Consider the following 15,034-nt stretch of genomic DNA (forward strand, 5'->3'; position numbering starts at 1 on the left):
GTTAGCGAGCCAGCAGCAACTGCAGGCGGGATCCAACACGGGAGGCGCGATCGGCAAGATCTCCCACCCAGTCGATAACACGGTAGAGGAACATTACATCTACCGGGGGTAGATCCTGCTCCATTTTGAGCAGGGCGCCACGAATTGCAATTTGCAGGTCATCGGTGTCGCCCTCGATCTTGTCGAGTTCCTCGATCATGGCTTCAACCAAAACCACCTCACGGCCACGGAAACCGGTTTCGAGCAGTTCATCCAGCTCGTGAATCGCCTTCACGGCCTGGGCTGAGGTTTCGATCGAGCGCTGGAGGTAACGGCGGAAAGCACCCTGTAGCGGTTCAGGGATCATCATTTTGCGGCCCAGCATGAGACCGGCGATATCTTTGGCGCGGTTGGCCACCTTGTCTTGTACCGTGACAACGTCCAGTAGGTCATTGCGTGGAACCGGCAGGAACAGGCTCTTGGGCAGTGACAGGCGCACATTCTTCTTGAGCCTATCGGCTTCCTCCTCATAGGCGGAAATAAGCTGCTGCTGGCGTTTGGCTTCTTTCCAGTCGCCTGCCATGGCCGCGTCGATGAAGGGGATAAGCTGTTCGGCGCACTCGTGCGCCTTGCTGATGTGCTCCTGGATCGGCCCGATCGGAGATCGGCCGAACATTCTGGAAAAGGGTGAGTTGGCAGCCATAATCAAGGTCCTGTTTAAAGTGGGCGCAAGTATACGAATCTGATCAATGGGTGGCCAGCCCAAAGTGGGTCGAATTAGCGGGCAACCCCTCGACCGTTGCCACCGATCATGAATTTTGCGGCATTTTTACTGGTATCCCAAGGGTAGCGCAAGTACCCTTAATGGCATGGTTTGAATCAAGATTTTCAAGGAAAACAGAGGCATGGCGCTGGAAACGGAATTGAAACTATTGTTGCAGCCCGATCAGTTCGAGCGCGTAAGGCATCATGCAATATTAAATGGCGAAAATGCTCGAAGTCAGGGTAGCCAGCGCTTACTGAACTGCTATTACGATACCCCCCAATTTGACTTGCGCGCCAACCGGGTCGCGTTACGGGTTCGCCATCACGCCACCGGGTACACCCAAACCCTCAAAACCAGCGGTGAGCGCAGTGCCGGGCTGAGCCGCCGGCAGGAGTGGGAGTGGCCGTTGGAGAACGAACGCATCGACCTCGAATTGTTGGATGAAGATCACTGGCCGCTGGATGAGCGCATCAAATCGAGCCTTTTACCCTGTTTTAATACGGATTTTGAACGCGAATGCTGGTTGCTGGAGTGGTCGGGCCAATTCAAGGGGGTGATCGAAGTCGCGCTGGATCAGGGGCAGGTAATAGCTGGTGGAAAACACCTGGCGATTTGCGAGCTGGAGTTGGAACTCAAGGATGGCGAAGAGACGGTGCTACAGGAGGTGGCGGACTTGCTGGCGTTGGATATTGATCTGTCGCCCAGCGATATCAGCAAGGCCCAGCGGGGCTATCGTTTGATGGGGCAGGAAGCATGAATGCCGTGGCGGAGGAGCAACTGCTCGACCTGCAGGGTGTTGTACGCCAGTTGATTCAAAAGAACACAATTACCCCAGAGCAGGCGGAGGAGGTGCTGGCTCGGCCCCGGCTGTCGAACCAGACGAGTCTGCATCCACTGGAGTTTGTCTCCGGTCACGGCTTTGTTCGCCACGATGGCTCCGAAAGACCCCTGGACCTGGATTATCTGAGTAAGTGGTTGGCGGACTGGGCCGGGCAGCCGTTGTATCACATCGACCCCCTCAAGGTTGAGGTGCAAAAAGTCACTCCCCTGATGTCACAGGCGTTCGCCGAGCGGCATCAGATTTTGGCGCTGGAGATGGACGACGAAACAGTGACAATCGCTAGCGCGCAGCCGTTTGTTCGCGCCTGGGAAGAGAATTTGCGCCATGTGCTGCGGCGCGATATCAAGCGGGTTGTTGCGAACCCGGCAGATATTCGCCGCTACTCGGCAGAATTTTTTAAGCTATCGAACTCGGTGACACAGGCGGGAGGAGAGGAGTCGGGTCATGCCCGCACACTGGGCAATTTTGAACAGCTGCTGGAGCTGGGTAATCTCCAGGCACCCGATGCCAACGATCAGCACATCGTCAACATTGTCGATTGGTTGTTGCAGTATGCGTTCGAGCAGCGCGCCAGCGACATTCATATCGAACCCCGTCGAGATCAGGGCACGGTGCGCTTTCGTATCGATGGCGTGCTGCACAATGTGTACGAGTTTCCCGCCAAGGTAAACGCTGCGGTGACCAGCCGTATCAAAATTCTGGGGCGCATGAATGTGGCCGAAAAACGTAAGCCCCAGGATGGACGATTAAAGACCAAAAGCCTCGAGGGTAACGAGGTTGAGCTACGCCTTTCGACGCTGCCTACGGCCTTCGGCGAGAAGATGGTGATGCGGGTGTTCGATCCAGATGTGTTGCTCAAGAGCTTTTCCGAGCTGGGGCTGGGGAGAGACGACAACAGCCGTTGGCAGGGGATGATAAGTCAACCTAACGGAATTGTGTTGGTGACAGGTCCCACGGGCTCGGGCAAGACAACAACGCTTTACTCATCGCTTAAAGCGCTGGCCACCTCCGAGGTGAATGTTTGCTCCATCGAAGACCCGATAGAGATGGTGGAGTCTGCCTTTAACCAGATGCAGGTGCATCACGCCATCGGTCTCGATTTCGCCAGCGGCATTCGCGCCCTGATGCGTCAGGATCCGGACATCATCATGATCGGAGAGATTCGGGATCTCGAAACGGCCGAGATGGCAATGCAGGCAGCGTTGACGGGGCACCTGGTGATATCGACGCTGCATACCAACGATGCACCCTCGGCGGTCAGCCGTTTGCTAGAGTTGGGGATTCCGCCCTACATGGTCAAATCCACGATAAACGGGGTGATGGCGCAGCGTTTGGTGCGAACACTGTGCCCCCTGTGCAAGCGTTCCTGTGAGGTAGACCTGCAGGCCTGGCGGAGTTTGACACGCCCCTGGAAACTGGCGGCGCCGAAAGAGATGTTCGAACCGGTTGGCTGTGATGAATGCCGCCATACCGGTTATCGGGGGCGGGCGGGTGTGTACGAGATCATGCCGCTGGTGGATAATCTAAAAGACTTAATTGACGAGCGCTGCGATCTGGCAGCATTGCGCCGGCAAGCGTTTCGGGAAGGAATGAAAAGCCTGCGTCTCAGTGGTGCACAAAAGGTTGCCCAGGGATCGACTACCATCGCCGAGGTGTTGCGGGTAACGCCTGAGCAGGAGCGGGATCGTAACGCATAACCGTTAACCCCGGAGCTGTATCGGCGAGAATAAGGTCTCTAAGGGTGAACCTGTAGTGAGCTCCTTTAAGTTTCGGGAGCTCCCTTGTCGGAGGTACGGGACGGTAAGTGGCGACGGGCTGCCCACTGGAAAATGAGGAAGCTAATGATGATGAAACGAATACTGCTGCTCACTATGCTGATGGGTTTGCCAGTGGCTCCGGTGCAGGCGTTGAGCCCGGAAATGGAGATGGATCGATATCTATTGGCAGCGCAGCGCCATGTGCGATTGGGTAATTTTGATGAAGCAGAGCAGTATCTGCAGCGTGCGGTAGCGTTGCAAATCACACCTCCTCCAGAGTTTTATTATGTCTATGGTGAAGTGCTGCATCATAACGACAAACTACAGTTGGCCCGGGAAACCCTGGAAAAATACCTTCAGCAGACGCAGATGGAGGGCGAGTATTACCACGACTCGCTGGAGCTGTTGACCCTGATCGAGGAGCGTGAGGCGAAACCGCTGACAAGACCTCAGCCCGAAAAAGCGTCACTGGTCAATGCCGATAACCAAAAGCAGGGAGCCTGGATCGAACCGTTAAAGGAGTTGTATTTGACGGATTCTGCCCAAGAGGCTCTGCTTTTACATACCAATAGCTTGCTGCGGAACTTCGCTGCGCGCGATAGTCGGGTGCTTAACCTTAAGCGCGCCGATGATCACCTGTACCAGCTTTCGGTTCCTCGTCGAGGTGAACTGATGGTCACCTTACGGCAAGCTGCCGAGAGTGGATATGAATACAGCAATTCAAAAATAGCAGTGTTCGGTATTAACCCCTACGTTGATTCCAGTTGTGATAGGGCAACGAATCGCTGCACGATCACCCACCCGGTTAACGGTCAGCCGTGGCTGGAAATTCGTCGTGATGACAAGGCCGCAGCAGAACTCAGCAGGAGCCTGACCGCTTTAATAAAGCAGTTGCAGGAGTAGAAATGGAAGCTATGGATTCGCAGCTTATACAGCAGGTGCCGGCACTGGCTGTTTTGCTCACCGATGCGTCAGCCGTCAAGGCGCTGGAGCAGGCGGCAATTGTAGAGGTCCCGGCACGGACGACATTGTTCAGGCAGGGTGACTCCTGTGAAAATTATCTGGTGGTGATCGAAGGCTCGGTAAAAGTGTTTGCGCGCTCGGAACAGGGCAGGGAGATTGTGCTCTATCACATCGGGAGTGGTGGTTCCTGCGTGTTGACGACATCCTGTCTGTTCGCCCACTCCCCCTACCCGGCTGAAGGCGTTAGTGAAACCGCGATGAAGGCGGTTGCGATACCCGCCAAGGTCTTCGAAAGCGCCTTGGCTGAATCGGTGGCGTTGCGTGATTTCGTGTTTAATACATACAGTGAGCGATTGTCGCGTTTGATTACGCTGGTGCAGCAAATTGCCTTTGAGCGCATCGACGTTCGGTTAGCGCGTTATCTGGCCAAGCATGCAGCTCAAGAGTTGTCATTGACTCATCAGGATCTTGCCGAAGAGTTGGGTACTGCCCGTGAAGTAGTGAGCCGTCACCTTAAAGAGTTTGAATCTAACGGTTGGCTTCGACTGGGCCGAGGCAGGATTGAAGTCATCGATGGCGCTGGGCTTCAGCGGCGGATCGACGAGCTGCTGTCACAATAATTCTAGCCTTACTATTTTTTGCTCAGTGTGAGAAAGTCACTGAGTGCGCGTTGTGTATTCCCTATGCTGGCTTCCAATCAAATGAAAGCCAATTTCCATAGGAGATTTAACAATGAGTAATGTAGGAACTATTGATCGCGTTCTGCGGGTAATTGTCGGTCTCGCCTTGATTAGTCTGGTTTTCGTAGGTCCCCAGACACCCTGGGGCTGGGTGGGATTGGTTCCCCTGCTGACCGGTGCCATCAGTTTTTGTCCGCTTTATCGTATTCTGGGTTTGAGCACCTGCAAAACCTGCGAGTCCTGATTTCCCAAGAACTCCACCGGGTTTGCGAATAGCCCGAGGGTAGTTTCGTTTGGCCAGCCTTCCGCGAGGCTGGCCTTTTTTTGCCTACAGGATGTAGGTAAATCTCGTGAGCCATGGAGGGCGGCAGAGATTAGTAACAGGATGTAGGTAAATCTCGTGAGCCATGGAGGGCGGCAGAGATTATTAATTAAACCTTAACGGGCTACTGCACGCCGATTATCAGTAAACCCGGTTGACCTCATCAAGCAACAGGTCGCGCAGTTCCTGGAAACCGAAGCGGGGCAGCGGCTGGCCGTTGACGAAAAAGTCTGGTGTCTTCTTCACTCCCAGGGTAGCGGCATCAGCGAGATCCTGTTTGATGATAGCGTCGATGGCGGGGTCCTTCATGTCGAGCTTGAACTGCTCGATATCCAGCCCCATTCCCCCCAGGTATTGCCAGAAAATCTGTGGTTGGGCCTGATGGTTAATAGCCCATTGCTGCTGCGTTTCAAGCATCTTCTCCAACACGGGCCAGAACTTGCCCTGGCGTTGGGCGGCAACCAGCATCCTGACCATGTTGTCAGAGCCCCGGTGGAAGGGGGCATAGCGCACAACCAGTTCAACTTTGCCGGCTTGACCGGCGAGAAGTTTTTTTACCTCGGGATAAAAGAGTTTGCAGGTTCCGCAGGCGGGATCGAGAAATTCGACCAGGGTAACTTTGGCGTGAGAGCTACCAAGTACCGGCGAGTGCGGACGAACCAGCGCTTCGGCGCGGGCGATTGAGAGCTCAGGAGCAGGTTTGGGGCCGCTCATGCTGAACCAGACACCGGCGATTGCCAGCAGAGGCAATAACAGGCCGACAACCATTACTACGCGTTTTCGTTTATTCATCTCAACATCCAGGTAAGGTGACGACAAGGGGCGAATTATCCTGTGAAAGGGCGCCGAACAAAAGGGGAAGGCTTCACATTTACCGGGGCTTTACGTTTCACGCGTCAGCACCTCCCCGGCTCCGACTAGCAGGGATGCCGGAAGTATCGATAACGCAGGAGCAGATATCGATTCGCGATCTACCTACGTTTGTTGGATCGCTATCGCCCTCTCGGGCTCACGTGATTTACCTACCTTTGTTGGATCGCTATCGCCCTCTCGGGCTCACGCGATTTACCTACCTTTGTTGGATCGCTATCGCCCTCCATGGCTCCCGCGATCTACCGCCCGTCCCTGGGCATAAAAAAGCCCCGCACCTGAGTGGAGGTGCGGGGCAAACAGAGGCAGGGCCTCTTTACAGCAATCGTCGTGCTACAGCAGCAGTGTGCGAATATCTCCCATCAAACTGCTGAGCAGGGTCGTAAAGCGAGCCGCATCGGCACCGTTAATAGCGCGGTGATCGTAGGAGAGCGACAGCGGTAACATAAGGCGGGGCTGGAAAGCCTGACCATCCCATACCGGCTTGATGCTTGCTTTGGAGACACCAAGAATGGCGACCTCGGGAGTGTTAACGATGGGCGTAAATGCTGTGCCGCCGACGCTTCCCAGGCTGGAGATAGTAAAGCAGGCTCCCTGCATCTCGGCAGGTGACAGCTTTTTCTGCTGTGCTTTACTGGCGAGCGCACTCATTTCGGTAGCCAGTTCCTGCAAGCCTTTCTTGTCGGCATCGCGAATGACAGGCACCAACAATCCATCCGGAGTATCCACTGCGAACCCAATGTGGCAGTACTCTTTGTAGAGTAGCGCGGTACCGTCGGGATTCAGCGATGCGTTGAATTGAGGCATGCGCCTAAGGGCTGTTGTACAGGCCTTGATGATGAAAGGCATGGGGGTCATGGCGATACCCTGGGCCTTCTGAGCCTTGCGGAAGGCTTCCATTTCGGTAATGTCAGCATCTTCGAACTGGGTGACGTGGGGTACGTTAAGCCAGCTACGATGCAGGTTTGCACCGCCCACCTGTTGCAAGCGGGTCAGGGGAACCTCTTTTACCGCTCCAAATTTGCTGAAGTCGATCGTGGGTACGGCGGGAATTCCGCTGCCCCCTGTGGTGGTTGCCATGGGCGCAGGAGCCGGTTGCTTGAGGCGGGTCTTAACAAAGCTTTGCACGTCCTCTTTCACAACGCGTCCGCGGGGGCCGCTGCCTTTTACTTCGCTCAGGTCGACGCCGAACTCTCTGGCGATCCTGCGCACGGCGGGGCCCGCATGCACTTTCTTATTGCGGGTGGTAATGATGCCAGGGTCGACAGCAGGGGCCGCGGGGGCCGTCGTCGGGGCTGGCGCTTTGGTTTCTGTCCCGGTAGCCGCAGTGGCGGGCTGGGAGGCAGCTCCCTGGGTCTTCAACTTGACCATGGGCATGCCTTCACTTGCGGTTTCGCCCAGCTTAATCAGGATCTCGGTCACGGTACCAGCAAAAGGCGCAGGGACCTCCATGCTCGCCTTATCGGACTCGACCACAACGATGGAGTCCTCGGCTTCTACCTGATCACCGACCTGCACGCAGATCTCGGTTACTTCACCGTCACCACCCAGGTCTGGAACCTTTACCAGCGCTTCACTGCTGGCGCTGGCTGTTGCTACGGTGGCGGGCTCAGCAGCGGCCGGGGCCGTCGCAGAAGCCGGTTTAGTCTCCTCGGCGGGTGCCGCCTCTGGTGCGGAAGCGCTCTCGGTCGCTACCTTGACCATGGGCAGGCCTTCACTGGCGGTGTCGCCGACCTTTACCAGAATTTCGGTAATGGTGCCGGCAAAGGGGGCAGGCACTTCCATGCTGGCCTTGTCGGATTCAACCACCAAAATGGCATCTTCGGCTTCTATCCGATCTCCAACCTGAACACTTATTTCGATGATCTCGCCGTCTCCGCCGAGATCAGGTACTTTGATAATTTCGTCGCTCATATCTCTGTTCCTATCTCTGCTGGGGGTTAGCTATACATCGGGTTGGGTTTGTTCGGGTCAATATCGAACTTCTTCATCGCCTTGGCGACGAGGTCCCCTTTCACCAGCCCATCTTGCTGCAATGCGTAGAGTGCAGACAATACGATGAAGTGGCGATCCACCTCGAAGAAGTGGCGCAGTTTTTTGCGTGTATCGCTGCGACCAAAACCGTCGGTGCCCAAAGAGATAAAGGTGCCGGGTACAAAGTCGCGAATCTGGTCAGCGTAGACCTTCATGTAGTCGGTTGCGGCGATAACCGGCCCTTGACGGTTTTTCAGGCACTGGGTCACATAGCTCTCGCGTGGTGTTTTGGAGGGGTGCATCAGGTTCCAGCGCTCTACATCCATACCTTCGCGACGCAGCTCGTTGAAGCTGGTGGCGCTCCAGATGTCGGACTCTACCTTAAACTCGTCACGCAGAATTACGGCCGCGGCGCGCACTTCGTTGAGGATGGTGCCCGATCCCATGAGCTGTACCTTGAGCTTGCTCTTGCGGGAGTTTTCCTCGAAGCAGTACAGACCCTTGATAACGCCTTCGACCACGGCCTCGCCTTCCGGCAGCGCAGGGTGCTGGTAGGATTCGTTCATCGCGGTGATGTAATAGAAAACGTTTTCCTGATCCTTCATCATCCGGCGCAAGCCATCCTGAATGATAATGGCCATCTCGTAGCCATAAGTGGGATCGTAGCTGACACAGTTTGGGATGGTGGATGCCAGGATATGGCTGTGACCATCCTGGTGCTGCAAGCCTTCACCGTTGAGTGTGGTCCGACCCGCGGTGGCGCCAATCAGGAAGCCGCGCGCCTGGATGTCACCGGAAGCCCACGCGAGGTCACCGGTACGTTGCAGGCCAAACATAGAGTAGAACGTATAAAAGGGGATCATGGGCACGTTGTTGCAGCTGTAGCTGGTACCTGCGGCAATCCAGGCAGCGTGTGCTCCCGCCTCGTTGATTCCCTCTTCAAGGATCTGGCCCTTTTTATCTTCCTTGTAGTACATCACCTGGTCGGAATCCATTGGCTCGTAGAGCTGGCCTTCGGATGAGTAGATGCCGAGCTGGCGGAACATCCCTTCCATGCCGAAGGTGCGCGCTTCATCAGGCACAATGGGAACTAGATGCTTGCCGATCTTCTTGTCCTTGACCAGCGCGGAAAGAACGCGCACATAGGCCATGGTGCTTGAAATTTCGCGCTCTCCGCTGCCTTTGGTGACCGCTTCAAATGCAGACAGTGGTGGGATTTCGAGGCTGGCACTGGTGGCCCGGCGTTGGGGTACGAATCCCCCCAGCGATTCGCGGCGCTTGCGCATGTACACCATTTCGGGCCCATCGGGGTCCGGGCGATAATAGGGTACGTTAGGCAGCTCGGCGTCCTTGACGGGGATATCGAAGCGGTCGCGGAACGCTTTCAGGTCCGCCAGTGGTAGCTTCTTGACCGAGTGAGAAACGTTTGCGGCTTCGGCAGATTGACCGTAGGCGTAACCTTTGACGGTCTTGGCCAGGATAACCGTAGGCTGGCCGGTGTGGTTAACCGCTGCATGGTAAGCGGCATAAACCTTGTACGGGTCGTGACCACCACGGTTGAGGTTGAAAATGTCATCGTCAGACAGGTGGGCGACCATCTCTTTGAGCTCAGGGTACTTGCCGAAGAAGTGCTCGCGGGTAAATGCGCCGCCTTTGGCTTTGCAGTTCTGGTAGTCGCCGTCTACGCACTCATCCATGCGTTGCTGCATGATGCCGCTCTTGTCCTGGGCGAAGAGGGGGTCCCAGTGGCGCCCCCAAACAACCTTGATAACGTTCCAGCCGGCTCCACGGAACTGGCCCTCCAGCTCTTGCATAATTTTTCCGTTACCGCGCACCGGCCCGTCGAGGCGCTGGAGGTTGCAGTTAACGACAAAAATAAGGTTGTCGAGTTTTTCACGTCCAGCCAGGCCGATTGCCCCCAGGGATTCCGGCTCATCCATTTCGCCGTCGCCGAGGAAGGCCCATACCTTGCGCTGGTTAACCGGGCTGAAATCACGGTTGTGCAGGTACTTCATAAAGTGTGCCTGATAGATCGCCTGCAAGGGGCCCAGCCCCATGGATACGGTGGGGAACTGCCAGAAATCGGGCTTCAGCTTGGGGTGCGGATATGAGGGCAGACCCTTGCCGTCGACTTCGCGGCGGAAATTATCCAGTTGCTCTTCGGTCAAACGCCCTTCCAGGAATGCTCGGGAGTAGATGCCGGGCGCGGAGTGGCCCTGGAAATAGATCAGATCCCCCTCCTGACCATCGCTTGGCCCCTTGAAAAAGTAGTTGAAGCCGATGTCGTACAGGGTGGCACCGGAGGAGAACGAGGAGATGTGTCCGCCCAGGTCGGGATCGTGCTGGTTGGCTCGCATTACCATGGCCAGCGCGTTCCAGCGCACGATGGAGCGGATGCGGCGCTCCATAAACAGATCCCCTGGCATCCGCGCCTCTTTAGCCGAGGGAATCGTATTGCGGTAGGGCGTGTTGATCGCGTAGGGAATCTGGGTTCCGGTGCGGGTTGCCCGACGAGCCAGGCGAGTTAGCAGGTAATGGGCGCGATCCTCGCCTTCGCTTTCCAGTACGGAATCCAGCGCATCCAGCCACTCCTGGGTTTCAATCGGATCTACATCTTTTTGCATGGGTCTTGCTCCAAGTCAGATGCGCCAGCAAGCCGGTTAAATGCTATGCATCCCCAGCAGTGCTGGAGTGCTTCTGGCGCGGTGAAAGCTTTTGCTGTGATAGTTATTATAATTTATGTAGTTTTACTACAAATTAGGAGGTTAAATCAATCTGGTTGCGCTCCAAATGTAGTCTAGCTACATTTTTTTACATAAGCATACAGACTGAAGTGTAGCAGTCCCTCGCCTGCGCTAATTCTCGTTATACTGGGTCCTCGACGGTGGTGGTTCATAAGGGTGAGGGCATGGAACTGGGAGCTTTAAAGCAACGGCACGAGTTGATTGTACGGATCGTTGAACGTCAGTGGCAGGAGTTTTGCGAAAGCGATGAAATGGAGGTGCTGGCGTCGGTGCAGCAAAAGCTGGCGGCGGATGAATCACTGCAGGCTCAGTTAGTCCAGTGTTGGTCCGGGAGTGATTATGTGGCCGAGCTTTGCCGCAGGCGTCCTGGGCTGCTGGATGAGCTGCTGGGTAGCGGCGATCTGCTGCGCGCCTATGATGTGGGCGAATATCGACAGCGTCTGGATGCGCTGCTGGTAGGGGTCGAAACGGAAGATCAGCTGGCGTTGCAGTTGCGCCGATTTCGCCAGCGAGAGCAGACGCGCATTATCTGGCGCGACCTCAATCGCCTGACCCCGATGACAGGAACCACCGGGGATCTGTCGTCGATGGCCGATGCTGCGATCGACGCGGCCTATACCTGGCTCTATGAATCCTGTACGCCCGTCTGGGGTGTGCCCATGGGAGCTGACGCCGACGAGCCTGCGCAACCCCAGCATCTGGTTGTTTTGGGGATGGGAAAACTCGGAGCATGCGAGCTTAACCTGTCCTCGGATATCGATCTTATTTTCGCCTACCCCTGCCAGGGGGAAACCCAGGGCGGCCGTCGCTCGTTAACCAACCAGGAGTTTTTTATCCGCCTGGGGCAGAAGCTAATAAAGGCATTGGATGCGCCAACGGTAGAGGGTTTTGTGTTCCGGGTTGATATGCGGCTGCGCCCCTATGGCCAAAGCGGAGCCCTGGTGCTGAGCTTTGATGCGATGGAGCAGTACTATCAGGATCAGGGGCGCGACTGGGAACGCTACGCGATGATCAAGGCGCGGGTGGTGGCCGGCGACAAGGTGCGCGGAGAGGAGATTTTGTTGATGTTGCGCCCCTTTGTTTATCGGCGTTATATCGATTTTAGCGCCGTTGAGGCGCTGCGCGACATGAAACGTATGATTCAAAGTGAAGTGAAGCGCAAAGGGATGCAGGAGAACGTCAAGTTGGGTTCCGGCGGCATTCGCGAGGTGGAATTTATTGGCCAGGCCTTTCAGTTGATCCACGGAGGCCGTGACCGAGCGTTGCAGCAACGGCCTATTATGGGCGTTCTCGAGGTGTTGAAGGAGAAGGATTACCTGCCCCCGGAGGCGGTGGGCCAGCTCGTCGAGGCCTACCAGTTTTTGCGCAATGTCGAGCACGGGCTGCAGGCGCTGGAGGATAAGCAAACCCAGGACTTGCCATCAGACGACGCAACCCGCCAGCGCCTCGCGTTGGTGATGGGCTGCACGGATTGGGATGGGTTGCACGGAGCGTTAACCCGGCACCGGGGTAACGTGCAGCACCATTTCGACGAAGTGGTTGCGGACCCTGCCGAACAATCCGAAAACGAGGCCGATGATCAGGGTTGGGCGCTGTTTTGGACGGGCAGCCTGTCGGCTGAAGACGCGCTGTCCCGCTTTGAAAAAGCAGGTTATGTCCAGGCGGAGAGCTGTCTCGCCCTGATAGAGGGCTTGAAGCAGGGACGCGCCCTGCAGTCCGTGCAACGTCAGGGGCGGGAGCGAATCGATCTCTTTATGCCCATGCTGTTATCCCATCTGGCGGAACTGGACTCCCCTGACCAGGGGTTGCAGCGTGTTGTGCCGTTGGTTGAATCGGTGATTCGACGCACCGCGTATCTGGTGTTGCTGATGGAAAACCGCAGCGCGCTGGAGCAGTTGTTGAAGCTCTGTACAGAAAGTCCCTGGATCGCCGAGCAGATCGCGCGTTACCCCATGCTGCTCGATGAGTTTCTTGATGTCGATTCACTGTTCGCCCCCCCGGGCCGCGAGCAGCTCGCCGACGAGCTGCGTCAGCAGATGATGCGAATACCCACCGATGACCTTGAGCAGCAGATGGAGGCGTTACGTTACTTTAAAACATCCCATGTATTGCGGGTAGCGGCAGCTGAGATCGCGGGTACGTTACCGCTTATGAAGGTGAGTGATTACCTCAGCTGGATTGCCGAGGTGGTGGTGTGCGAGGTGGTTGAGATTGCCTGGTTGAATATGGTGGCGCGGCATGGCAGCCCACGGTTGAGCAGTGGTGAACCCGCCCCGCGAGACTTTATCGTGATTGGCTACGGTAAGGTGGGGGGAGGTGAACTGGGCTACGGGTCGGATCTGGACCTGGTGTTCGTGCACGATGTTGAGGGGCAGCAGAGCACCGACGGAGAGCGCAGTATTGATAATCAAACATTTTTTGTGCGCCTCGGTCAGCGCATTATTCATATTCTTAATACCCAGACGGCATCGGGACAGTTGTACGAAGTGGATATGCGGTTGCGGCCATCGGGTGCTTCCGGATTGCTGGTCAGTTCGTTGGAATCCTTTGCCCGTTACCAGCGCGCAGACGCCTGGACCTGGGAGCATCAAGCTTTGTGCCGCGCGCGAGTTATTGCAGGTAGTGAGGCGTTAGCCGAGCGCTTCAGTAGGGTGCGCGGTGAAGTATTGGCGCAGCGCAGGGAGCCGTCGGAGCTGTGCAATGAGGTGGTCGGAATGCGGCAAAAAATGCGCGATAGCCTGGGCACCGCAGAGACAGCCGCCGGTAGTAGCGAGAACAGTTGGAGCCGTGACGCCCAATTTCACCTCAAACAGGATCATGGTGGTATCGTTGATATCGAATTTATGGTGCAATATGGCGTTTTAGCCTGGTCGTATAGCCATCCGGAGCTGCTTGAATTTACCGATAATATCGGCGTGCTGGACGCGCTCGAGGCAACAGCCCTGATCTCCAGTGAAGACGCGGATCTATTGCGTGAAGCCTACAAAGCATACCGCTCGGCGGCGCATCGTCTGGCTCTACAGAATCAAAAAGGGGTGGTCGGTGGGGACGCATTCCACGACTACCGGCGGGGAGTCGCTGATATCTGGCGGCGGCTGATGCTGGAATCGAACAAGTAGCAGCCTGGCGTTGAGTTGCCAGGCCGAACAGAGTGAATATACGTTAGGAGAGTTTCCGAATGTCGATGGCTGACAGAGATGGTGTTATCTGGTTCGATGGTGAAATGGTGCCGTGGCGTGAGGCCAAGACCCATGTGTTGACCCACACCCTGCATTACGGTTTGGGCGTATTTGAAGGGGTACGGGCCTACGCGACGGATCGTGGTGCCTGCATCTTCCGCCTCAAGGAGCATACCGATCGTTTGTTCCAGAGTGCGCATATTCTGAATATGCAGATTCCATTCGATAAAGAGACCATTAACGAAGCGCAGCGTGCCGTGGTGCGGGAAAACAATCTGGATCACGCTTACCTGCGTCCCATGTGTTTTTACGGCTCCGAAGGCATGGGGTTACGGGCCGATAACCTGAAAACCCACTGCATCGTTGCTGCCTGGGAGTGGCCCTCGTATATGTCGCCAGAGGCGAAGGAGCTGGGAATCAAGATCCGTACCTCTTCCTACACCCGTCATCATGTCAATATCACCATGTGTAAGGCGAAGGCGAATGGCAACTACATCAACTCGATGCTGGCGTTGAAAGAGGCGCTGGATGCAGGCTGTGAAGAAGCGCTGTTGCTGGATAACGAAGGCTACGTGGCCGAAGGCAGTGGCGAGAACGTCTTTATTGTGAAAAACGGTATCATCCATACCCCGGAGCTGACCTCCTGTTTGTCGGGTATCACCCGGGATACGATCTTCCAGCTGGCGGATGAGTTTGGTTACCCTATCCGGGAGCGCCGTATTACTCGTGATGAGGTTTATGTCGCGGACGAGGCGTTCTTTACCGGTACTGCGGCGGAAGTACTCCCCATTCGTGAACACGACGGTCGGGTGATCGGCACCGGTCGCCGGGGCCCCATGACCGAAAAGTTACAAGCGGCTTACTTCGATCAGGTGACTGGCAAGCGTAGTCAGCACCCCGAGTGGCAGACTCCAGTCGTCGACTGAGTGCGGTGTGCGGGGTGCTGGTTGCCTCGTACC

The 15,034-nt window shown here is 56.2% G+C and carries 11 protein-coding genes; 7 read left to right on the plus strand and 4 right to left on the minus strand.

Annotation, left to right across the window (positions count from 1 at the left end; all coding sequences use genetic code 11):
• Position 1 precedes the first annotated feature (1 nt).
• The gene (locus ACP3PW_RS05855; protein ID WP_426415739.1) at positions 2-682 is read right to left on the minus strand and encodes a TIGR00153 family protein; all 681 of its coding nucleotides are present in this window, start codon (positions 680-682) and stop codon (positions 2-4) included.
• Between the two features lie 202 nt (positions 683-884).
• On the opposite strand from ACP3PW_RS05855, the gene ACP3PW_RS05860 reads away from it, so the two are divergent.
• From ACP3PW_RS05860 to ACP3PW_RS05880, 5 genes are all read left to right on the plus strand, one after another.
• Positions 885-1,502 (plus strand): inorganic triphosphatase, encoded by a 618-nt coding sequence (locus tag ACP3PW_RS05860; protein ID WP_426415740.1) that lies wholly within the window; start codon positions 885-887, stop codon positions 1,500-1,502.
• Entirely contained in the window at positions 1,499-3,283 is a 1,785-nt protein-coding gene (locus tag ACP3PW_RS05865) for a GspE/PulE family protein (RefSeq protein ID WP_426415741.1), read from the plus strand. Before ACP3PW_RS05860 ends, ACP3PW_RS05865 begins: the two co-directional genes overlap by 4 nt.
• Before the next feature lie 144 nt (positions 3,284-3,427).
• Positions 3,428-4,246 carry a tetratricopeptide repeat protein gene (locus tag ACP3PW_RS05870; protein WP_426415742.1) on the plus strand — a complete coding sequence of 273 codons (819 nt, stop codon included), beginning with the start codon at positions 3,428-3,430 and terminating at the stop codon, positions 4,244-4,246.
• Between the two features lie 2 nt (positions 4,247-4,248).
• Positions 4,249-4,926, plus strand: a complete 678-nt coding sequence (locus ACP3PW_RS05875; RefSeq protein ID WP_426415743.1) for a Crp/Fnr family transcriptional regulator — start codon at positions 4,249-4,251, stop codon at positions 4,924-4,926.
• A 112-nt stretch (positions 4,927-5,038) separates the two neighbouring features.
• Complete coding sequence (locus tag ACP3PW_RS05880) at positions 5,039-5,230, plus strand: YgaP family membrane protein (protein WP_426415744.1); 192 nt, start codon at positions 5,039-5,041, stop codon at positions 5,228-5,230.
• Between the two features lie 219 nt (positions 5,231-5,449).
• Here ACP3PW_RS05880 and ACP3PW_RS05885 read toward each other — a convergent pair whose 3' ends face one another.
• The 3 genes from ACP3PW_RS05885 to aceE all read right to left on the minus strand — a co-directional run bounded on the left by ACP3PW_RS05885 (position 5,450) and on the right by aceE (position 10,776).
• Positions 5,450-6,100, minus strand: coding sequence for a DsbA family protein (locus ACP3PW_RS05885; RefSeq protein WP_426415745.1), 651 nt, complete (start codon positions 6,098-6,100; stop codon positions 5,450-5,452).
• A gap of 411 nt (positions 6,101-6,511) precedes the next feature.
• Complete coding sequence (gene aceF, locus ACP3PW_RS05890; protein ID WP_426415746.1) at positions 6,512-8,092, minus strand: dihydrolipoyllysine-residue acetyltransferase; 1,581 nt, start codon at positions 8,090-8,092, stop codon at positions 6,512-6,514.
• Positions 8,093-8,118: 26 nt separating this feature from the next.
• Positions 8,119-10,776 (minus strand): pyruvate dehydrogenase (acetyl-transferring), homodimeric type, encoded by a 2,658-nt coding sequence (aceE, locus tag ACP3PW_RS05895; RefSeq protein ID WP_426415747.1) that lies wholly within the window; start codon positions 10,774-10,776, stop codon positions 8,119-8,121.
• A gap of 284 nt (positions 10,777-11,060) precedes the next feature.
• Between aceE and glnE the strand changes: the two genes are divergently transcribed.
• Both glnE and ACP3PW_RS05905 read left to right on the plus strand, forming a co-directional pair.
• Entirely contained in the window at positions 11,061-14,015 is a 2,955-nt protein-coding gene (gene glnE, locus ACP3PW_RS05900; protein ID WP_426415748.1) for a bifunctional [glutamate--ammonia ligase]-adenylyl-L-tyrosine phosphorylase/[glutamate--ammonia-ligase] adenylyltransferase, read from the plus strand.
• Between the two features lie 59 nt (positions 14,016-14,074).
• A complete protein-coding gene (locus tag ACP3PW_RS05905) occupies positions 14,075-15,001 on the plus strand; it encodes a branched-chain amino acid transaminase (protein WP_426415749.1) in 927 nt (308 codons plus the stop codon).
• Positions 15,002-15,034: the final 33 nt, after the last annotated feature.

The sequence above is a fragment of the Aestuariirhabdus sp. LZHN29 genome (assembly GCF_049985285.1).
In the GTDB taxonomy this organism is placed as follows: Bacteria; Pseudomonadota; Gammaproteobacteria; order Pseudomonadales; family Aestuariirhabdaceae; genus Aestuariirhabdus.

Excerpts from the sequence above, each read along its gene's own strand:
- ACP3PW_RS05855 (WP_426415739.1), bottom strand. The coding sequence starts at position 682 with ATGGCTGCCAACTCACCCTTTTCCAGAATGTTCGGCCGATCTCCGATC.
- ACP3PW_RS05860 (WP_426415740.1), top strand. The coding sequence starts at position 885 with ATGGCGCTGGAAACGGAATTGAAACTATTGTTGCAGCCCGATCAGTTC.
- ACP3PW_RS05865 (WP_426415741.1), top strand. The coding sequence starts at position 1,499 with ATGAATGCCGTGGCGGAGGAGCAACTGCTCGACCTGCAGGGTGTTGTA.
- ACP3PW_RS05870 (WP_426415742.1), top strand. The coding sequence starts at position 3,428 with ATGATGATGAAACGAATACTGCTGCTCACTATGCTGATGGGTTTGCCA.
- ACP3PW_RS05875 (WP_426415743.1), top strand. The coding sequence starts at position 4,249 with ATGGAAGCTATGGATTCGCAGCTTATACAGCAGGTGCCGGCACTGGCT.
- ACP3PW_RS05880 (WP_426415744.1), top strand. The coding sequence starts at position 5,039 with ATGAGTAATGTAGGAACTATTGATCGCGTTCTGCGGGTAATTGTCGGT.
- ACP3PW_RS05885 (WP_426415745.1), bottom strand. The coding sequence starts at position 6,100 with ATGAATAAACGAAAACGCGTAGTAATGGTTGTCGGCCTGTTATTGCCT.
- aceF (WP_426415746.1), bottom strand. The coding sequence starts at position 8,092 with ATGAGCGACGAAATTATCAAAGTACCTGATCTCGGCGGAGACGGCGAG.
- aceE (WP_426415747.1), bottom strand. The coding sequence starts at position 10,776 with ATGCAAAAAGATGTAGATCCGATTGAAACCCAGGAGTGGCTGGATGCG.
- glnE (WP_426415748.1), top strand. The coding sequence starts at position 11,061 with ATGGAACTGGGAGCTTTAAAGCAACGGCACGAGTTGATTGTACGGATC.
- ACP3PW_RS05905 (WP_426415749.1), top strand. The coding sequence starts at position 14,075 with ATGTCGATGGCTGACAGAGATGGTGTTATCTGGTTCGATGGTGAAATG.